The organism is Lysinibacillus sp. YS11 (assembly GCF_002896375.1).
In the GTDB taxonomy this organism is placed as follows: Bacteria; Bacillota; Bacilli; order Bacillales_A; family Planococcaceae; genus Lysinibacillus; species Lysinibacillus capsici.
This window is the reverse complement of record NZ_CP026007.1, coordinates 3,654,700-3,674,485: the sequence shown is the minus strand read 5'-3', so window position 1 is coordinate 3,674,485 and position 19,786 is coordinate 3,654,700. Positions and strand designations below refer to the sequence as shown.

The following is a 19,786-nucleotide window of genomic DNA, read 5'->3' as shown; positions in this document are numbered from 1 at the left end:
AAATGTATGGCGATGATCATGTGAAAAGGAGCGATTTAGTTTATTGCTAGCTTATAAACTCATAACGACTATCGAAGAGTTAGAGCCCTATCGGAGCATTTGGTCAGAGATTCTTGAAAAAGAGTATAATAATAACCCTTTTATTGAGTATGAATGGATTTCAACTTGGTGGACAACGCTCGGGATTCATGATAATGTCAAAATTTACATAGTGGAACATCAAGGTATAGCAGTGGCCTTTTTTCCGTTAGTGCATTCTGTACGATTTGGTACAATCCATTATTTCAGCTTTTTAGGACAAGGTTTTGCGACCTATATGGAAGTGATTGCTGATAAGGAGTGGTTAGAACCTTCCATTACGTTTCTTTTGAAGGAGTTTTCACGAAAATATAAGCGTTATTTAATCGTGTTACATGGATTATTAGAAAGTAAAAATACCTCTCAAGAATTAGAAAAATATGCGATTGAATATCAGATGCCTCATTCGATTTTTCGAACTGTCACATCTTATATTGATTTCCAAACCATTCCTATGGAAACATTTCTAAAGAAGCATCGCAAGAAATTCAAAAGCCTTAAACGGCGTGAAAACAAATTAAAGTCTCTTGGTCATGTCGCCTTTCAGGAAGTGAATCACAATCATCTACAAGACATGTTTACGTTATTCAAGAGAAGATGGCAAAAGAAAATTGATAAAAGTGGCTTTACTGAAAAGCAAACTCGTCTATTTTATGAGCAGCTAGCTAAAAGCAACAGTAAGGAGCTTCGCGTAGAAGTCGATAGCTTACAATTTGAAGGACAGTGGATTGCTTTTACAATTGACCTATGCTGTAGAGAGCGCAATTTTTGTCAGGCAATGGGCCATGAGCCAGATTTTAATCTATTTGGTCCAGGACGCCTCATTGAAAAAGAGAATATGCTAAGAGCACATCAAGCTGGCTATCGTTATTATGACTTAGGAAGTGGCTATGAGCCATATAAGTTTGAATGGTATACACATATTGATTTTACTAGGAAGTTTGTAATGAGTACAAAAGGAGTTAAAGAGCGTAGTATTCGATTATGGATGGTCATGCGTGATCGCCTAAAAGGGCTATTAACGAATAATCATCAGCTAGTAAAATTGAAGCGAGACCGATTAGGAGAACTGCGTTATTTTCTGAAGCATGCAAGCACGAAAGATTGGCTAAGAGCTTTTACAAAAATGTTCCAACGAATGCTAGCCATTCATATTTTAGATGTTTATATTGCAAAGCAACAACAGAGTAACGGAAATGTGAGATTTCAAGAATTATCAATGAAAGACATCATGACAACGAAGGATCGAGAGAAAAATGTTACAGATTTCTATAAGGGCTATCGACTCTTTGCAGATAGCGATCATGTCATCTATAAGCGACACGATCAAACGGTAGCCGAAGAAACGGTTAACTATTCCTATGAGCTGTCAGACAATATGTCGTTTATAAAAGAATATGATAGCTTGCGACTAGAGGAGATCGTTGCAGATGTGCAACGGGAAGGGAGAGCAGTCTGTACAATAGTCCCTTGGTATAAGAGAACCAGACGAAGAAAGCTCATGCAGGCAGGCTTCCATAAAGTAGCTAAAATTAATATAATAAAGATTTTCAAGTGGCAAAAAATATACGATATCTAAATAACAACACCCTCAGCATATTTGCTGAGGGTGTTTCATTAAAAATGAATACCAGGTTTATCAATTAGCTTACAGCCTGTACCATACTTGGCTTTTAAGGCACCTCTGAAAAGAGTGTGCTCCAGCTCTGGGAATGTCTGTTTCCAAAGTTCAAAGACATTATGGCTAGATGCTTTGCCGTCCTTTGTTAAGCGCGCAATATGGAAGCCATATTCATCATTACAGCGAGCCAATGGGCGGTTTTCTCTTACTGTAATAATTCGACCACTTGCCGTCATTTCATATAAGCCTTCATAGCCAGCAATCGCACGGCTTTCTTCTTGTCCTTCAACTAAAGGCTTTTCTTCATGTGGTGCTACTTTTTCCTCTGTCGTTGCTTCTTGTTCAGAAGATTGAGTTTCTTTATCGCTGTTTCCTGCTGGTAGTTGTTCAACAATCACAAAATCTTTTTTTGAAGCTTTATCGCTCATTGTCGCCATCACGTTCATGATAGAGCCTACATAGCGTAATGGTTTTTCTCTTCCTTCTTCGAAAACAAAAATATTATACTCGGTTTTATTAATCTTTTTCATAATAATATTACCCGTTGTAATAGTAAAACCGATGAATTTGTTCTTTTTAAGTGCTTGTATTGCTTCTTGCTTTGTTAAAATCATTTTGAAAATCTCCTAAAGAATTATTTATTCTATTCTACCATAAAAATTATCACATTGTTTTTCGTAAAATAATGGATGATTTTGTACAATGCAGGGAAATATCCCTATTTTCTCAAAATTAATAATGGTACTATTAAGAATGTTTGGGGAATAAAACTCCTTTATAAAGGAGCTTTCATAATAGAGATACAATTTTAGTAGGGAGTGTTGATAGGTTGATCAATGTGCTTGGGGGCATAGGTTTATTTTTACTTGGAATGACGATGCTAACAAACGGTTTAAAGGAATTGGCAGGAGATGCCTTGAAAAAATGGCTCAATCGTTTTACAGGTGGGACCATTAGCTCGGTACTATCTGGTACATTTATGACAATGCTTGTACAATCCTCCACGGCCACGACCTTGATTACGATAGGTTTTGTCAGTGCTGGACTTCTCACATTTGTCCAATCGATTGGCGTTATTATTGGCGCCAATATCGGGAGTACGAGTACTGGTTGGATTATTTCATTAATCGGCTTTAAGATCAATATGCAGACAATGTCACTACCTTTTATTGCGCTTGGTGTATTTGTCCAATTGCTCGCACCACGTGATTACAAAGCAATTGGAGGGCTAGTGACTGGTTTTGGCTTATTATTTTTAGGTATTGATGTTCTTCAGGGAGGAATGGCTGCGGTACAAGATAAAATTCCATTCGATGCATTTAGTGCAAATTCTATTAGTGGAAAACTAATTTTAATTGTTTTGGGTCTTATCATGACGGTTATTATGCAGGCTTCTAGTGCTGCAATAGCAGCCACTTTAACAGCTTTATATGCAGGTGCTATTGATTTTGAACAGGCTGCTTATTTAGTCATTGGTCAAAATATCGGGACGACAGCTACAGCGTTATTTGCTGCGATTGGTGCATCAACAGCTGCAAAACGAACAGCTGTGACACATGTAATGTTCAATGTAGTCACTGCTATACTAGTGACATTCGGTGCAAGGTTTATGTTTGCTCTTACAGAGTTTGTCACGAAATCCATCAATGGTAGCTTTGATGAAACACTCGGCATTGCTGTTTTCCATACATTATTTAGTGTGATTGGCGCGATACTCTTTGTGCCATTTGTTCGTCCTTTTGCAAAGGCCATTGAAAAAATGATACCTGAAAAAGGAAATTATTTAACTCGTAATTTAGATAGTAGTGTTGCCAAACTACCTGGAGTTGCTGTAGAGGTATCCTTTAATACATTGCAAGATATTACTAAGGAAATGACGACAGTACTCGTTTCCCTTATTCAAGGAAAAAAACGCACAGCTGAAACAGACAGTAGATTGGCTCAAATAGATGAGGCAATCGAAAAAACACGTTTATTTATGGATGCTATTCAATCTTCCTCTCAAAAAGAACGGTATAAGCATATTGCCCTTTTACATGCTTTAGACCACTTATATCGTTTGTCAAAGGCATTACGTGAGCAACATCCAAATGCCTTTCAATTACAGGAGACATTAACCCAAAAGTGGTTAGAGGTATTGGAAAAAGTACTACTAATCATTGATGAGGATGAACGTCTACCTGAGATTGCTACCTTGCTTGAGGTTACTTCCTCTGAAATGGCTACGGTGCGTCGTGATAAACGAAACGCATACTTTGAGCACACTGTTGAAAATGTGGTAGAGTTAGAGACAGCTGTATCGAAAGTGGAGACTTTGCTGTGGATTGATCGACTTGTCTATCACTATTGGCGTACGACCGCTCGTCTTGCAGAGTACCAAACCGTGACTAAGAAAGGTCGTCATATTGACACAGAAAAAAATACAGTAACAGTTGAATAAATGGAATGCTCGTCTTACGTTTGTAAGCGGGCATTTTTCTTCGCTTTACAAATAAAGGAGGATCTAGAATGGTTCAGCATAAATTTACAATGGACTTAACTTGGTCAGAAGGAAGAAACGGTACAGGAAATATCCAAGCTAGTAATTTGCAAACACAAATTTCTATTCCTCGGGAAATGAATGGACCTGGCATTGGTACAAATCCAGATGAAATGCTTTTAGGGGCAGCTGCAACCTGTTATTTAATTACACTAGCTGCTTTATTCGAAAGGTCAGAAATAGATGTACTGGAATTATCCATGCAGGCCCATGGATTTGTTAGTGTAGAAAATGGCATTTTTACGTATGAAAAAATTGTCCATAAACCGACTATTATTGTGCAAGAGCTAACAGAACATCTTGAAAAAAGACTTCTACGCTTAGCACACAAGGCTGAACAAACATGTATGATCAGTAAAGCATTAAAAGGTAATGTTGTAATTGAATGTGATGTTCAAATTTTTGAAGCAAGCATATAATAAGACAGCAAGAGTTATTCAGCAAGTAACGCTGATATAACTCTTTTTTTCATAAAATAAGCACTTTTTCTAAAATAGTTCTAGAAATGTTCAAAATGAATATATAGAGTTAAGTGCTAAAAAAATGCAAAGGATGATGTATTGCACGTTCAGACAGCTCAGAATCTCACATTCTATGGTCAGTACGGCAAAAGAATATTCGATATTATTGGGGCATTATTTTTGCTTTTTATAACAATTCCTCTAATGCTAGCTATATTCCTCATTTTACTCATAACGACAGGTCGCCCCATTTTTTTTAAACAAATCCGAACTGGCCTCGATCATCACCGCTTTGTGATTTGGAAGCTACGAACAATGTGTATTCAGGCAGTTCCAGTCAATATGCCGACTATTTGTGCTGATGGTATCCCTGATGATTATTATTTTAAAACAGAGCAAGATACACGCATCACAAAAGTGGGCGCTATTCTTCGAAAACTCAGTATTGATGAAATTCCACAACTTTTAAATGTGTTAAAAGGTGATATGAGCATTGTAGGTCCACGTCCTGAAGTACCAACGATCACGAATGCATATAATCCCTTACAGGCTCGGCGTTTGGAGGTAAAGCCAGGATTAACAGGCCTCGCTCAAATTAATGGTAGGTCGAATATTTCACATGGACAAAAAATATCATATGACATTGAATACGTTGATCATTATTCCTTTTGGTTGGATGTCCAAATTTTGTTGAAGACAATTTATGTTGTTGTTGCACGAACAGGTGCTTATTAAAAAATAAGGAGTGGCCATACTGAAGATCGTTCAGCTTATTACACGAATGGATAAAGTTGGAGGTGCGCAAAAACATGTGGAGGCACTTGCTATCCACTTAAAACAGGATGGGCATGATGTCACAGTAGTGACGGGCTCCTATCAACCATCACTGTGGCACTTACAAGAGCATAAAATCCCTGTTATCAGTATATCTGCTCTTCAACGGGCTATTCATCTAGCGAAAGATTTTCAAGCATTTTGGCAATTAAGAGCCGTTTTCAAACATCTACAACCAGACGTTATAGCCACCCACTCCTCTAAGGCTGGTGTGATTGGTCGCATAGTTGGTAGGTTGTTACAAATTCCAACTATTTTTACGGCACATAGCTGGAGCTTTACAGAAGGTGTTCCTTACAAGAAAAAGCTATTCTATCAACGGATGGAAAGATCAATTCAGCCATTTACGACAAAAATTATTACAGTGTCTGAATATGATCGGGAACTAGCACTAATGAAAAAGGTCGCTCCTGCTCATAAATTGCTGACTATTCACAACGGCATTGACCCTATCGAGAGAAATAAGACAACTGAAAAGATATGCATGGAGCAGCCAGTCATTGTCATGGTTGCTCGTTTTGAAGTGCCTAAAAGACAAGATGTCCTGTTAAAGACTTTAGCGGAACTGACAGATATACCTTGGCACCTTCAATTGATTGGAGATGGTTCTCTGCGTCCAGCTCTAGAACATTTCGTTGAACAAAATCGATTATCAAATCGTGTAACATTTTTAGGTAATCAATTAGACGTTCATTCTTATCTTGAGAAAGGCCACCTATTTGTTCTGTTATCAGATTGGGAAGGCTTGCCGATTTCGATTATTGAAGCGATGCGTGTAGGACTTCCTATTATTGCAACAAATGTAGGTGGTGTGAAAGAGCTTATTATTGATCGTGACAATGGGTTTTTAGTGGAGCGAGAGAATAATGAATTATTGAAGAAGAGGCTGCATCAATTATTAATGGATGCTCCTTTAAGAGGGGAAATGGGGACGGCAAGTGAGCAGCGTTATTTACAGTACTTCACCTTCATCCCCATGTATCAAAAAACATTAATGGTTTATCAACAGGCTGTTTCAGAACTAGTGAAGAAAGGGGATTAAATTGCAATTAATTCGCATTAGAACTGATGATGAGCTTATGTGGTACAAGGAAATTTGGGATGCCATTTTAGAAGAAGAGAACAATGATAATCCATTTATAGAATTTGCTTGGTTTTATAATTGGTGGCAAATTGTAGGACGGAAAGAGCGTGTAGAGCTTTACGCCATTGAACATGAGGGGACAATTAGGGCCTTTTTTCCTTTTACAGTGTCTATTCGTTGGGGGGTAAGGGTGTATGCTTTTGCGGGAGAAAACATCGCCAATTATACAGGGGTTGTGGCTAAAAAGGAATGGTTACAGCAAGTTACAACCTTTGTTTTTGATGAGCTCATTAAAAAGCATCGACATATTCTTTTTTCCTTGCATGGGTTATTAGAAAGCAAGGTGTCTACTAAGATCTTAGAGCAATACTTTGTAGAAAGACAATTACGTACAAGCCTGTTCCGAGTTGTGACACCCTATCTTGCTTTTTCAGAAATTGATTTTCAGCGCCATTTCAATCAACGTCGAAAAATGCATGGCGTTGATCGACGAGAACGAAAACTAAGAAATTTAGGCTCCTTAGAAAGACGTGAGGCTTCACAGGACGAGCTTTGGCAAATGTTTCGGTTATTTGATCGACGATGGGCAAAAAAACTAGATACAAGTGGCTTTACAAAAGGCAAGAAAAGAGATTTTTTTGAGCGTTTAACGATGCTTAAAGGTGAGGCGTTACAGGTAGAGGTCGATGCTCTTGTCTTTGAAAACCAGTGGATTGCTTTTACTTATGGATTATGCTGTCGTGGCCGCTATGTAACCTATGCCCTTGCACATGAGCCAACTTTTAATTTATTTGGTGCTGGTCGGATAGTCACTCAGGAAGCCATCCAGCGAACGTTTACTGCTAACTATCGCTTATATGATATGAGCATAGGCTATGAGTCTTATAAATTTGATTGGCGCTCAGACATTGATTTTACAAGACAGATGCTTGCTAGCAGCGGTACGAAACGTACAAATCTACTGGCAGGTTTTTTATCGTTAAAGCAAAGGCTCAAAGAATTTATGAAAGGGAACCAACGAGTCGTAGATTGGAAGCGTAACACACTGGGCCATTTACGATATTTAGTAAAGTATGGAAAGGTAAAAGATTGGCTAGAATATGGACAACAATTCGTAGAAAAATTTATTCGTTTGAAACAAGTGGAGCTGTATGAATTATCCCCATCAGATGACGTATCACCACAGCAACCTGTCGGAAACTTATTTGAAGAAATGTCGATTCAGGAAGCGATGCAACTTGATCAGGAAGAAGTCATGGCCCTCCTTTATAAGGGCTATACGATTTATAAAGACTCCTTTGCGGAAACGAATAAGCTGGCGTTTGCATTACATGCCACAAACTGGCGAGTGGATTCAATGCAAATTGTAGAAGCCTTACCGAAGCAAACCTATTTTTTAGCCTATGATGTTTTCAAACAAATCGACATTATTACAGCTTTTTTACGGAAAATAAAACCAGCACAAACATTGTGGGTATCGGTAAGTTTTTGGCAATGGCGCAAGCGCAAGCGCTTAGTACAACTAGGCTATAAACCTATTTCTCGAATGAAACATTATAAACTTGCTCGTTTTGAGCGACACCGTGTAGAAAAATATACAGAGAGTGGGGGCGATGTACATTCTGTCCATTAAAAGTAAGCGATGGAATATCGCAATGCAGCATTTTTATTTTCTCGAAAAGCCAGCCAATTTTCGAAAGTCTATGAAAGTTGTAGGCTATACGCATTCATTAGTACCAAGTCGGAAGCTTGTAAAAAGCGAAACGATTCACATTTATTTGCAAGAGCATGAGCTTTCATTATATTTAGCACTGTCTGAAGGTAATCGTAAAATCTTACGACGTGCCCAAAAAGAATCCTATCAAGTCATTTTGTATAAAGAGCCATCCATAGAAAATTTGAAAGCCTTTCAGCAATTTTACAATCAATTTGCCAAAAGAAAAAAAATTGAAGCAATCGGCAAGTCGCAAATGGAAACCATTCTGCTCCTCAATGAACAGGGTGCCTTATTATTATCGGAGATCCAGAGTTTTTGTGGACAGACATTATGTTATCGATTAGATATTGTGCATGAGAAAAAAGCGATGTCTTATTTCGAGGCAACATGTCATGCAACCGCATTGCCTGCACAATTAAAACGTCCTTTCCGTTATGCAAATCGGTTTTTAATTTGGCATAACCTGCTACACCTAAAGGAGCAAGGTTTTGTCTTATATGATATGGGAGAATTAACGGACAATCGAAATGTACGAGCCTTTAAATTAAGCTTTGGTGGCCAGGTTGTTCATGTTTACTCAGGCTACATTATCCAATCAAAAATACGTGCACTTTTACTAGGTGTGCAAAAATGGAGGAAGTAGCAACATGAATGGTGGGGGTCTCGTTATTTCATTAGATTTTGAGCTGAATTGGGGTGTCCATGACGTATTTCGTTATGGCCAATACAATAAAAACCTATATGGTGTCCGTAAAGCCTTGCCCAGGATACTAGCGTTATTTGAGCAATATGACATCCATGCAACTTGGGCTACAGTTGGATTATTGTTTGCTGAATCAAAGGCAGAAATGGCTCATTATTTGCGAGGTATCCCTGTGAAATATGAAAATATGCGCTTTGCAGCACATACACAGCTAGCAAAAGTTGGCGAAAATGAACAAGAAGATCTCCTGCATTTTGGTAAATCATTAATTGAGGAAATTAAACGTACACCACATCAGGAAATAGGAAGTCATACCTTTTCTCATTTTTATTGCTTGGAGAAGGGCCAAACGAAAGCTGCCTTTTGTGCGGATTTACATGCAACCAAAACAATCAGTGACGGCTATACTGCGCCTATGAAATCGATTGTCTTTCCTCGTAATCAAATAAACAAAGACTATTTTACAGCTTGTTTAGAAGAGGGATATGTTTGCTATAGAGGCACCGAAAATCATGAGCTATATGACGCACAAAAGTTTACGAAAAAGGGAAGACTTTTAGGTGCTAAGAAGTGGATAGATAGCTATTGGAATATAACTGGTCATCATATAGCCACCCTGGAAGAAATGCAAGAGGAGCAACTGATTAATATTCGATCAAGTGCTTTTTTAAGGCCATACTGTAGTCCATTACGTATATTCGAAAATTTAAAAGTAAAGCGAATAAAGGAAGGCATGCTCAAGGCTGCACAGGCACAAGCCTTTTATCATTTATGGTGGCATCCTCATAATTTTGGTAAGCATATTGATAAGAATTTGGCGATGCTAGAAGAACTATTAAGTTATCATCAAGAGCTGCGTAGTCAATATGATTTCCAAAGCTATTCCATGTATGAGGTAGCAGAACTTTGCGAAAGCCTTTCGAAACAGCAGAAGTAATAATGGAAGAGCTCTCTGTACGAAGAGTTGGTAAAAAAGAGGTTTGCTCTCTGAAGAGTAATTAAAGTGCTTGCAAACGAGAGAAAGTCATTTATTAAGAGTGTCAAAGCGCTCAAGGTAGGTGAACAACACTCAAAAATTTGAGAACAGCCACAATCTCCTAACAAAAGAAATATGTAATTTCTGAGCAAACTGATTTCAAGTTTGCTTTTTTTGTTTGATCAAAAGAATATTTTCACTATAAGAGAAAAAAGAAAAACTTTGACGAAAATCATTGTACGAATGGTACTATTACTATAAAGAAAATATGTTAGGACATTTACAGGGGAGCACCAATTGATTTAGGTCAATTGAACTTGAATGGAAAAGAGAAGAAGGTGGTAGATGAATATGTTTATACAATCAGAATGCCAATGGAAACAGGAGAATGGATCAGCTATGCATCAGTGGATAAAGCAGCAAACAAATCCGAATCCGAATGAGGTGGATATTGTCGTATATGGAGCGCTTTTATCATATACCAATGGTGCGTCGTCAAAAGCGCAATACCCAACAGCCTTTCGTAAGGCTTGGCCAGGTTTTCAATCATATAATTTAGATGAGCAGGTGAATTTACGTGCCCTTTCAGTTGTGGACATTGGGGATGTGGCGATTCTAGAAAATGATCGAATGCTTTCGGAATCTGCCATCGAGGCTGCTGCAGAAAATTTAAGTATAGCCTTTCAAAGAAGTTTTACTTGTTTGATTGGGGGAGATCATACTATTACAGCGCACTCCATAAAAGGTATAAAAAATGCCTTCCCACAGGATCGCATTGGCATCATTCAGATTGACACGCATTTAGATGCAAGAAACCAAGAGGAAATTGGTTTAGCACAAGATTCTCCAATTCATCAGTTAATTGCAGCAGGGGTTGTGGAGGGGAGACATGTCTATAATGTCGGTTTGCATGGCTTTTTCAATTCACCCGAAATGATTCATTATGCTAAAGAACAAGGCATTCATATGATTACGTTAAAGCAAATGCGGCGTGATGGTATTCAACTCACAATACGTGAAATGCTGCGTCAGCTTATGTATGAAGTAGATCGCATTTATGTGTCTGTGGATTTAGATGCACTTGATATTGTATTTGCCTGTGATGTTCCTGCAGCTTCACCTGGTGGTTTAACGGCTTATGAGTTATTCGATATCCTCAAGCTTATTGGCGAAAATGAGGGTGTTCGTCATATTGATTTTGTTTATGCTGATCCTAAAGAAGGTATACTACGTCCAGAAACTGTTAAAATCGGTGTAACTGCATTTTTACAATGGTTGACAGGCATTCAACTAGATCATCGCAATCGTATCTCGAAAAAAGGAAAGGTTATGTTGTAAAGCAAGTGTATTTCCGAGTATTAACAATGCTGATTTTTAAAAGTTTGCTATAATGTTTAAATAGAAAACAATAAATAAATACAAACTTTGTATTGTAATAGAGAGGAAATTTATGATGACAACAAAACCAAGATTATTGATTGTCGACGGTATGGCACTGTTATTCCGTTCTTTTTTCGCTTCGGCTGCCATGGGGCATTTTATTCGCTTGGCAGATGGAACACCTACGAATGGGGCCCAAGGATTTGTGCGACATGTTCTAACAGCACAAACTATTATGAAGCCAACACATATGGCTGTTTGCTGGGATATGGGCGCACATACATTCCGCAATGATTTATTTGATGGCTATAAAGCTAATCGCCCAGCACCTCCAGAGGAAATGCTACCACAATTTGATATGGCGAAAAATTTATCGCAGCAAATGGGTTGGCAAAATTTCGGGGTGAAGGGCATGGAGGCAGATGATTTAATTGGCTCCATGATAACGAAATGGCAGGACGAGGCAGACATTACGGTCATTAGTGGTGATAAGGATTTACTTCAGCTTTTAAGGCCATCTACAGAAATTGCGTTTATGAAAAAGGGCTATACAGAATACGATATTTATACGCATGCTCGCTTTAAAGAAGAATATTGTATTGAACCTTCACAGTTTGCACAGGTGAAAGCCTTTATGGGTGATTCAAGTGATGGCTATCCAGGTGTGAAAGGGATTGGCCCAAAACAAGCGTTAACGCTTATTCAAACATATGGCTCAATAGACAAAATACTGGCATCACTCGGTGAATTGAAGCCAGGTCAAAGAACAAAAATTCAAGATAATTTAGATATGTTGCAGCTATCACATGAGCTTGCAACGATTCAAACCAATGTACCAATTGACGCTGATTTTACAAGCCTTGTGTTACCAACTTACGAACCACATATTTTTAAAGCAATAGAAGAGCGTGGCTACACACTAATTGCCAAGCACGCCCGTTCTTTGTATTCGCTTATTTAATCAATCATCGCAGAGTATAGTCATATGCTCTGCTTTTTTTATTGTAAGGAAAAGAATAGAGAGCAAAAAGAAGGCTAATCGATATTTGCTCTAGTAAGGAACCATTTTCACGAAGGATAATACCTTTTCGTTGTCTTTATAGAGAGCCTGACGAATTTGGCTATCACGTTGTGGACCACCATTATCATGGAATATTAGCCATAGCTCATCATTTTTTATCTCATAGCCTATAAGCGGTACCCAATGATAAGCAAAGGTTGATTTTTTATCACGCCACTGAAGGCTAAAATAGCGATCAAAACGCATAGCAACTGGTCGACCTGCGTCAATTTCCTGTAGAGCTTCCTTTAATGAACATGTTCGAATATCCCAAGTTGGAAGCAATTGACGAAGATTGTGAATCAGTCTCCATTTGAATAAGCCAATTTTTGTACCACCAAGCAGTTTATATAGCTCATTAATTGAAGGAGCTGACTCATTTAAAAATTTTAAGATGACATGAATCGTAGTAGGTCCACAGGCAGAATTGCGATAGCTTGGTGCAATGGAAATCTCATATTGTGAAGCCCCTCGTAGTGCCAATTGTTGACGCATAATAAACTCCTTTCAAAAAGAGCTGCATTTCAAGAAGAAATGCAGCTCTCTCGCCATTATTGTTGAGCAGATAAAAATTCTGTTACTTGCTGAGGTGTTTTTGCATTTGCACTATGTAAGTGTGCAAGTTTTTCACCATTTTGGAAAATCAATAGACTTGGAATTCCCATAACATCGTACTTATCAGCGATTTCTGGAAGCTCGTCTCGGTTTAGCTCATACCAATCATATTGGTTGTACTCTTCAATGATTGGATCGATGAACATATTCATACGTGTGCAATCAGGGCACCAGCCAGCATAAAATTTCACTAAAACTTTTTGGTCGCCAGCGATTAATTCGTTAAATTGTTCTGCAGTAGTAATAGTTTTCATTAAGTATTCACTCTCCTTGCTTTCCATTCTACACATTTTTCTCGCAATCTGAAAGTTTTCTGTTTGGCCGTTTCAATCGCTACTTCTTGTCCTTTTTTAGCTCGTTAAAAACAAAAAAAGATGTATACTGCAAAAATAATTCTTGAAAAAAGATTGCTAAATTAGACAAAATAATCTACACTAAAAACAGAAAAGTAGTTTTATCTTCATTCATTGAGAAGTGTCATTTTGAAGCGAAGATAAACCTTAGTCGTGCTTGGTTGAGTGGAGGGAATCTCATTCAACAAAAGGACAAAAAATTCACTAAGGAACACTTGATATTTTTTTGGCCAAAAAATGAATGGCTATTCATTCAATGGGAGAATAAGGGGGAATTGCTTGTGACTTACAACATTAAAAAAGCAGCTGTTCTAGGTTCTGGGGTGATGGGCTCTGGAATTGCAGCACATTTAGCAAATATCGGTATACCAACATTACTATTGGATATAGCACCGAAGGAACTGACGCAAGAGGAAGAAGCAAAAGGCCTTTCTTTAGAGCATCCAGCTGTTAGAAATCGTATTGTAAACGGAGCTTTGCAAAAGTTATTAAAGCAAAAGCCAGCACCACTTACTTCTAAGAAAAATTTATCACTACTATCAGTTGGCAACTTTGAAGACGATCTAGGGAAACTAAAAGATGTAGATTGGATTATTGAGGTTGTTGTAGAAAATTTACCAATTAAACAAAGTCTTTATGAAAAAATTGATGCGGTTCGTTCACCAGGAACAATCATTAGTTCAAATACATCTGGTATTAGCATTAATGCGATGGCAGAGGGACGTTCAGATGATTTTCAAAAGCATTTTCTTGGCACACATTTTTTCAACCCACCTCGCTATTTAAAGTTATTAGAAGTGATTCCTGCCAATACAACTGCACCTGAAGTAGTTAGCTTCATGAAAACGTTTGGGGAAGATGTGCTTGGTAAAGGAGTTGTACTTGCAAAAGATACACCAAACTTTATTGCCAACCGCATCGGAACATATGGTTTACTTATCACTTTACAGGAAATGTTAAAAGGTGGTTACTCTGTTGGTGAGGTAGACTCTGTAACAGGTCCGCTTATCGGCCGTCCAAAGTCTGCAACTTTCCGTACGCTAGATGTAGTTGGTTTAGATACATTCATTCATGTAGCGAAAAATGTTTACGATCAAACAACAGGTGAGGAGCAGCAAGTATTTGCAGTACCTGAATTTTTACAAAAAATGGTCACAAACGGTTGGCTAGGAGCAAAATCAGGTCAAGGTTTCTTCTTAAAACAAGGAAAAGAGATACATGAGATTGATCCAGCAACCTTAACGTATAGTCCAGCCAAAAAATTAAAAACACCTTCTATTGAAATGGCAAAACAAACTCGTGGATTGGCTAATAAAGTGAAGGCGTTAACCTATGCAAAGGATCGTACAGGCGAGCTATTATGGGGGATTTTTGCACCAACGCTCCTTTATTCTGCACAGCTACATGGGGAGATTGCAGATGATATCGTAGCCATTGATAACGCGATGAAATGGGGATTCGGCTGGCAACAAGGGCCATTTGAGATTTGGGATGCTATAGGCGTAAAAGATTCTGTGGCGAAAATGGAGGCTGAGGGCCGAGAGGTACCTGCTTTTGTCAAAGAGATGTTAGCAAATGGCGTGGAGACATTCTATACAGAATTAGACGGAGATTTAGCTTACTATAATGGTTCACAATATGTGAAAGTGCCAGTCAATGAAAAAGAGATTAATTTAAAACGTTATAAGAAAAAGCATGGTGTGATTAAATCAAACACAGGTGCTAGTTTAATAGATTTAGGGGATGGAATTGCATTACTGGAGTTCCATTCGCAATCCAATGCAATCGGCTTGGATATTATTCAAATGATTAACTTTGCGGTAGATGAAGTAGAGGCTAACTATAAGGGCTTAGTCATCGGTAATCAGGGGAAAAACTTCTGTGTTGGGGCAAATCTAGGAATGATTTTGGTAGAAGCACAGGATGATAATATATTTGAGCTAGATTTCGTCATTAAAGCATTCCAAGATGCTATGCAGAAAATTAAATATTCACGTAAGCCTGTTGTAGCAGCACCGTTTGCCATGACATTAGGCGGGGGAGCAGAGGTTTGCTTACCAGCTGCACATATTCAAGCAACAATGGAAACATATATGGGCTTAGTGGAAGTAGGGGTTGGATTAATCCCAGGTGGTGGCGGAAATAAAGCACTCTATCAGAAATTCCTAAAGGGCTTACCAAACGGCGTAGAGGTAGACTATCAACATATTGCTAATAAAGTATTTGAAACAATTGCGATGGCGAAGGTTTCAACATCTGGTGAGGAAGCACGTGAAAATAATTTCCTAAACTTTGCGGATGGTATTTCAGTTAATCCAGATCATCAATTGTATGATGCGAAGCAGGCGGCATTAGCACTTTACGAAGCGGGCTATCAACCACCTGTACCAACAAAAGTGCCAGTGGTCGGTGCATCAGGCTATGGTACATTACTCATCGGTGCGCAAGGAATGTTTGAGTCAGGCTTTATTAGCGAACATGATTTAAAAATTGCTAAAAAATTAGCTTATGTTATTGCAGGTGGAAAGGTTCCGTACGGCACATTAGTCGATGAGCAATATTTATTGAACTTAGAGCGTGAGGCATTCCTTAGTCTTGTTGCTGATCCACTATCACAGCAGAGAATGCAACACATGCTGTTAAAAGGTAAACCACTTCGTAACTAATTGACGAAATAGATCAATCTTGCACATGAAACAAAGGGGGATTAATACGATGCGTGAAGCCGTTATTGTAGCAGGAGCACGAACTCCAATTGGAAAAGCAAAAAAAGGTTCTTTAGCAACAGTAAGACCAGATGATTTTGGTGCTGTTGTAGTCAAGGAAACATTGAAAAGAGCAGGCTATGAAGGGCCAATTGATGATTTAATTTTAGGCTGTGCAATGCCAGAAGCAGAGCAAGGAATGAATGTAGCACGTAGTATTGGGGCACTTGCTGGATTACCAGATACAACGCCTGCTCTGACAATCAATAGATTTTGCTCATCAGGTTTACAGGCAATTGCTTATGCAGCAGAGCGAATTATGCTAGGACACTCAAAGGCTATTCTTGCTGGTGGTGTAGAATCCATGAGTATGGTGCCGATGGTAGGGAATACACCACGTTTAAATCCGACTTTAGCAGAAACGGCTCCACAGTATTATATGGGCATGGGGCATACAGCTGAGGAAGTAGCTCGTCAATATAATGTTAGTCGTGAAGACCAAGATGCTTTTGCTGTTCGCTCGCATGAGCTTGCTGAAAAGGCAATTAAAGAAGGTAAATTCAATGATGAAATTGTACCAATTGAAGTGGAACAGCATTACGTAGACGATAACAATAAACCACAAGTGAAAAAATTCACATTCAGTATGGATGAAGGTGTACGTCCAGGTACATCAGTTGAAGGTTTAGCCAAACTACGTCCAGCTTTCCACGTAAAAGGCAGTGTAACGGCGGGCAATGCCTCTCAAACTTCTGATGGTGCAGCAGCTGTACTAGTAATGGATCGTGAAGAGGCTGACAAGCAAGGACTGACACCAATGGCAAAATTCCTAGGCTTTGCAGTTGGCGGTGTACCTCCTGAAGTAATGGGTATCGGGCCTATCGTGGCAGTGCCAAAAGCGTTGGAAATTGCAGGTTTATCCATCGAAGATATTGATTTATGGGAAATCAATGAAGCATTTGCTTCACAGTCATTACAGGTGGTACGTCATTTAGGCATCGACCAAGAGAAAGTCAATGTCAATGGTGGAGCGATTGCATTAGGTCATCCACTAGGCGCAACGGGAGCTATTTTAACATTAAAGCTAATTCATGAATTGAAGCGTCAAGGGAAGAAATATGGTGTAGTGACAATGTGTATTGGTGGCGGCATGGGTGCTGCTGGCGTATTTGAAATTCTATAATTTTTGCTAGATCAGCTTGAGGTGTACTGTTTACGGTTGCCTCCGAACATTGTATACGTCAAGCTTTTCTATACATGATCATTAGGGGAATCAACTAACAAAAAGATATATTGGGAGGAATTAATCATGACTGAAAAAACAACTGATTTCATTAAAGGCGGCGGATTTCTTATTGAAGATGTGGAATTAGATCGTGTATTTACACCGGAAGATTTCACTGACGAGCATAAAATGATTGCTAAAACAACAGAGGAATACGTTACAAATGAAGTTTTACCAGTAGTGGAAAATTTAGAGCACCATGAATTTGAGCATTCAGTGCGTCTCCTAAAAAGTGCAGGCGAATTAGGCTTACTTGGAGCAGATGTGCCTGAAGAATACGAAGGGCTAGGATTAGACAAAGTTTCTTCAGCTTTAATCGCTGAAAAAATGTCTGTTGCAGGTGGTTTCTCTATCACACATGGTGCTCACGTTGGTATTGGGTCATTACCAATTGTTCTATTCGGTAATGAAGATCAAAAGAGAAAATATTTACCTAAGCTTGCTTCAGGTGAATTAATCGCTGCCTATGCATTAACAGAGCCAGGTTCAGGTTCAGATGCTCTAGGTGCAAAAACGACTGCAAAATTAAACGAAGCTGGCACACATTATATTTTAAATGGTGAAAAACAGTGGATTACGAATGCAGGCTTTGCTGATGTATTTGTGGTCTACGCAAAAATTGATGGCGATAAATTCTCCGCCTTTATCGTAGAACGTGCCTACAATGGTGTTTCAGTTGGTCCTGAAGAAAAGAAAATGGGGATTAAATCATCATCAACTCGTACATTAGTATTGGAAGATGCGGAAGTACCTGTAGAAAATCTATTAGGCGAAATTGGTCGTGGGCATATCATTGCGTTCAATATTTTAAACATTGGTCGTTATAAACTAGGCGTGGGCACAATTGGCGGATCGAAACGTGCATTGGAGTTAGCTATTCAGTATACAAACCAACGTCAGCAGTTTAAGACAAAGCTTTCTGATTTCAATCTGACAAAAGAAAAATTATCAACGATGGCTTCTCAATTGTATGCTTCAGAATCATTAAACTATCGTACTGTGGGTCTATTTGAGGATCGTTTAAGCCAATTAAGCCTAGAAGAGCAAAAGCAAGGAAGAGTGATTGCAGGTGCGATTGCTGAATATGCTATTGAATGCTCTATTGCCAAAGTATTCGGTTCAGAAACATTAGACTATATTGCAGATGAAGCAGTACAACTTCATGGCGGTTATGGCTTTATGGCTGAGTATGAGGTAGAGCGTATTTACCGTGATTCTCGTATTAATCGAATTTTTGAAGGTACAAACGAAATTAACCGCATGATTGTACCTGGTACATTTATGAAAAAGGCGCTAAAAGGTGAGCTGCCATTATTACAAGTTGCTCAAAATTTACAGCAAGAGCTGCTTATGCTAATGCCAGAGGAAATCGGTACAGAGCCGTTAGCACAAGAAAAATATTTAGTGAAAAATGCCAAGAAGATTGCTGTATTAGCTGCAGGATTAGCAGCACAACGCTTTGGTGCAAAACTTGATCAAGAGCAAGAAGTATTGGTAAACATTGCGAATATAGCTAACCAATTATTTGCAATGGAATCAGCTGTCTTACGTACAGAAAAAGCAATTGCTCGTGACGGTGCTGAAAAAGCACATCAAAAATTGCTATACACACAAATTTTCTGCCAAGAAGCATTCGCAGAAATCGAAAAAGAAGCAAAAGACACAATTCTTGCTTCAGCGGATGGCGATGCAGCCCGTATGACATTATCTGCACTGCGTAAGCTAACGCGTAATAATCCATATAATTTAATTGCGAAGAAGCGTGAGGCTTCCGTTAAATTAATTGATGCTGAAAAATATATTGTTTAATAGTGCAAATTTAACCTAGCTATCTGCAAAAGATAGCTAGGTTTTTTTATGAGATGGATAATTGTAAAAGGAGCGGATAAATTTGCACAACTGGTGGATAAACTTACAAAAAAGAGTGAAGTTCACCATTGAAAACAACTATGATGGTATACTACAGAAAAAGACAGAAGAGGAGCATTGTAATGACGATTCAATTTTTCCATTATCCGAAATGTACAACATGTAAAAAGGCACAGAAGTGGTTAAATGAGCATGAGGTTTCCTATGAAGAGGTACATATCGCAGAGCAACCTCCCACTAAAGAAGAATTAACAGCTATTTGGCAAGCTAGTGGACAGCCTTTGAAGAAATTTTTTAATACCTCAGGCATGAAATATCGTGAGTTTGGCTTAAAGGACAAGTTAGCAGAAATGACGGAGGATGAGCAGCTTGAGCTACTTGCTTCAGATGGCATGTTAATTAAACGTCCCATCGTGACAGATGGAAAAAAAGTTACTTTAGGTTTTAAAGAAGTAGATTTTGAGCAAGCTTGGAAATAACCGTATTAAACCTTGTATTTATAGGAG

At 38.6% G+C, this 19,786-nt stretch carries 17 protein-coding genes; 14 read left to right on the top strand and 3 right to left on the bottom strand.

All coding sequences use genetic code 11. From position 1 onward, the window contains the following. Positions 1 to 43 precede the first annotated feature (43 nt). Positions 44 to 1,657: a GNAT family N-acetyltransferase gene (locus tag LBYS11_RS18455; RefSeq protein ID WP_103118743.1), complete on the top strand. Its 1,614-nt coding sequence runs from the start codon at positions 44 to 46 to the stop codon at positions 1,655 to 1,657. Positions 1,658 to 1,695: 38 nt separating this feature from the next. Here the strand turns inward: LBYS11_RS18455 and LBYS11_RS18450 are convergent, their stop codons facing one another. Beyond that, a complete protein-coding gene (locus LBYS11_RS18450) occupies positions 1,696 to 2,313 on the bottom strand; it encodes a 3-ketosteroid-delta-1-dehydrogenase (protein WP_103118742.1) in 618 nt (205 codons plus the stop codon). 224 nt (positions 2,314 to 2,537) lie between these two features. On the opposite strand from LBYS11_RS18450, the gene LBYS11_RS18445 reads away from it, so the two are divergent. From LBYS11_RS18445 to LBYS11_RS18405, 9 genes are all read left to right on the top strand, one after another. Continuing rightward, positions 2,538 to 4,139 (top strand): Na/Pi cotransporter family protein, encoded by a 1,602-nt coding sequence (locus LBYS11_RS18445; protein WP_233732847.1) that lies wholly within the window; start codon positions 2,538 to 2,540, stop codon positions 4,137 to 4,139. 68 nt (positions 4,140 to 4,207) lie between these two features. Further along, positions 4,208 to 4,657, top strand: a complete 450-nt coding sequence (locus tag LBYS11_RS18440) for an SACOL1771 family peroxiredoxin (RefSeq protein ID WP_054549471.1) — start codon at positions 4,208 to 4,210, stop codon at positions 4,655 to 4,657. Positions 4,658 to 4,798: 141 nt separating this feature from the next. After that, positions 4,799 to 5,434 (top strand): sugar transferase, encoded by a 636-nt coding sequence (locus LBYS11_RS18435; protein WP_103118741.1) that lies wholly within the window; start codon positions 4,799 to 4,801, stop codon positions 5,432 to 5,434. Positions 5,435 to 5,480: 46 nt separating this feature from the next. Continuing rightward, positions 5,481 to 6,575, top strand: a complete 1,095-nt coding sequence (locus LBYS11_RS18430) for a glycosyltransferase family 4 protein (protein ID WP_103118740.1) — start codon at positions 5,481 to 5,483, stop codon at positions 6,573 to 6,575. Position 6,576: 1 nt separating this feature from the next. Beyond that, positions 6,577 to 8,250 (top strand): GNAT family N-acetyltransferase, encoded by a 1,674-nt coding sequence (locus tag LBYS11_RS18425; protein WP_103118739.1) that lies wholly within the window; start codon positions 6,577 to 6,579, stop codon positions 8,248 to 8,250. After that, positions 8,231 to 8,977, top strand: coding sequence for a hypothetical protein (locus tag LBYS11_RS18420; protein WP_231595696.1), 747 nt, complete (start codon positions 8,231 to 8,233; stop codon positions 8,975 to 8,977). The genes LBYS11_RS18425 and LBYS11_RS18420 overlap by 20 nt, the downstream gene beginning before the upstream one ends. A gap of 4 nt (positions 8,978 to 8,981) precedes the next feature. Further along, entirely contained in the window at positions 8,982 to 9,974 is a 993-nt protein-coding gene (locus tag LBYS11_RS18415) for a polysaccharide deacetylase family protein (RefSeq protein ID WP_103118738.1), read from the top strand. Between the two features lie 390 nt (positions 9,975 to 10,364). Beyond that, a complete protein-coding gene (locus LBYS11_RS18410; RefSeq protein WP_233732158.1) occupies positions 10,365 to 11,351 on the top strand; it encodes an agmatinase family protein in 987 nt (328 codons plus the stop codon). Positions 11,352 to 11,466: 115 nt separating this feature from the next. After that, positions 11,467 to 12,354 (top strand): 5'-3' exonuclease, encoded by an 888-nt coding sequence (locus LBYS11_RS18405; protein ID WP_004228212.1) that lies wholly within the window; start codon positions 11,467 to 11,469, stop codon positions 12,352 to 12,354. Between the two features lie 90 nt (positions 12,355 to 12,444). On the opposite strand, the gene LBYS11_RS18400 is transcribed toward LBYS11_RS18405, so the two are convergent. Together LBYS11_RS18400 and LBYS11_RS18395 are read right to left on the bottom strand one after the other, a co-directional pair. Beyond that, positions 12,445 to 12,948: a C39 family peptidase gene (locus LBYS11_RS18400; protein ID WP_054549466.1), complete on the bottom strand. Its 504-nt coding sequence runs from the start codon at positions 12,946 to 12,948 to the stop codon at positions 12,445 to 12,447. Positions 12,949 to 13,004: 56 nt separating this feature from the next. Beyond that, entirely contained in the window at positions 13,005 to 13,349 is a 345-nt protein-coding gene (locus LBYS11_RS18395; RefSeq protein ID WP_081010969.1) for a thioredoxin family protein, read from the bottom strand. A gap of 353 nt (positions 13,350 to 13,702) precedes the next feature. Here LBYS11_RS18395 and LBYS11_RS18390 point away from each other — a divergent pair, with 353 nt between their 5' ends. The 4 genes from LBYS11_RS18390 to LBYS11_RS18375 all read left to right on the top strand — a co-directional run bounded on the left by LBYS11_RS18390 (position 13,703) and on the right by LBYS11_RS18375 (position 19,759). Next, the gene (locus tag LBYS11_RS18390; protein WP_054549465.1) at positions 13,703 to 16,087 is read left to right on the top strand and encodes a 3-hydroxyacyl-CoA dehydrogenase/enoyl-CoA hydratase family protein; all 2,385 of its coding nucleotides are present in this window, start codon (positions 13,703 to 13,705) and stop codon (positions 16,085 to 16,087) included. Between the two features lie 49 nt (positions 16,088 to 16,136). Continuing rightward, positions 16,137 to 17,309, top strand: a complete 1,173-nt coding sequence (locus tag LBYS11_RS18385; protein WP_054549464.1) for an acetyl-CoA C-acetyltransferase — start codon at positions 16,137 to 16,139, stop codon at positions 17,307 to 17,309. Between the two features lie 126 nt (positions 17,310 to 17,435). Continuing rightward, the gene (locus LBYS11_RS18380) at positions 17,436 to 19,220 is read left to right on the top strand and encodes an acyl-CoA dehydrogenase family protein (RefSeq protein ID WP_103118736.1); all 1,785 of its coding nucleotides are present in this window, start codon (positions 17,436 to 17,438) and stop codon (positions 19,218 to 19,220) included. Between the two features lie 182 nt (positions 19,221 to 19,402). Continuing rightward, on the top strand, positions 19,403 to 19,759 hold the full coding sequence (locus LBYS11_RS18375; protein ID WP_103118735.1) for an arsenate reductase family protein: 357 nt from the start codon (positions 19,403 to 19,405) through the stop codon (positions 19,757 to 19,759). Positions 19,760 to 19,786 lie beyond the last annotated feature (27 nt).

What these genes read in the sequence shown, in the direction of transcription:
- LBYS11_RS18450 (WP_103118742.1), bottom strand. Translation starts at nt 2,313, where the DNA reads ATGATTTTAACAAAGCAAGAAGCAATACAAGCACTTAAAAAGAACAAA.
- LBYS11_RS18440 (WP_054549471.1), top strand. Translation starts at nt 4,208, where the DNA reads ATGGTTCAGCATAAATTTACAATGGACTTAACTTGGTCAGAAGGAAGA.
- LBYS11_RS18430 (WP_103118740.1), top strand. Translation starts at nt 5,481, where the DNA reads ATGGATAAAGTTGGAGGTGCGCAAAAACATGTGGAGGCACTTGCTATC.
- LBYS11_RS18420 (WP_231595696.1), top strand. Translation starts at nt 8,231, where the DNA reads ATGTACATTCTGTCCATTAAAAGTAAGCGATGGAATATCGCAATGCAG.
- LBYS11_RS18415 (WP_103118738.1), top strand. Translation starts at nt 8,982, where the DNA reads ATGAATGGTGGGGGTCTCGTTATTTCATTAGATTTTGAGCTGAATTGG.
- LBYS11_RS18410 (WP_233732158.1), top strand. Translation starts at nt 10,365, where the DNA reads ATGTTTATACAATCAGAATGCCAATGGAAACAGGAGAATGGATCAGCT.
- LBYS11_RS18405 (WP_004228212.1), top strand. Translation starts at nt 11,467, where the DNA reads ATGACAACAAAACCAAGATTATTGATTGTCGACGGTATGGCACTGTTA.
- LBYS11_RS18400 (WP_054549466.1), bottom strand. Translation starts at nt 12,948, where the DNA reads ATGCGTCAACAATTGGCACTACGAGGGGCTTCACAATATGAGATTTCC.
- LBYS11_RS18395 (WP_081010969.1), bottom strand. Translation starts at nt 13,349, where the DNA reads ATGGAAAGCAAGGAGAGTGAATACTTAATGAAAACTATTACTACTGCA.
- LBYS11_RS18385 (WP_054549464.1), top strand. Translation starts at nt 16,137, where the DNA reads ATGCGTGAAGCCGTTATTGTAGCAGGAGCACGAACTCCAATTGGAAAA.
- LBYS11_RS18380 (WP_103118736.1), top strand. Translation starts at nt 17,436, where the DNA reads ATGACTGAAAAAACAACTGATTTCATTAAAGGCGGCGGATTTCTTATT.
- LBYS11_RS18375 (WP_103118735.1), top strand. Translation starts at nt 19,403, where the DNA reads ATGACGATTCAATTTTTCCATTATCCGAAATGTACAACATGTAAAAAG.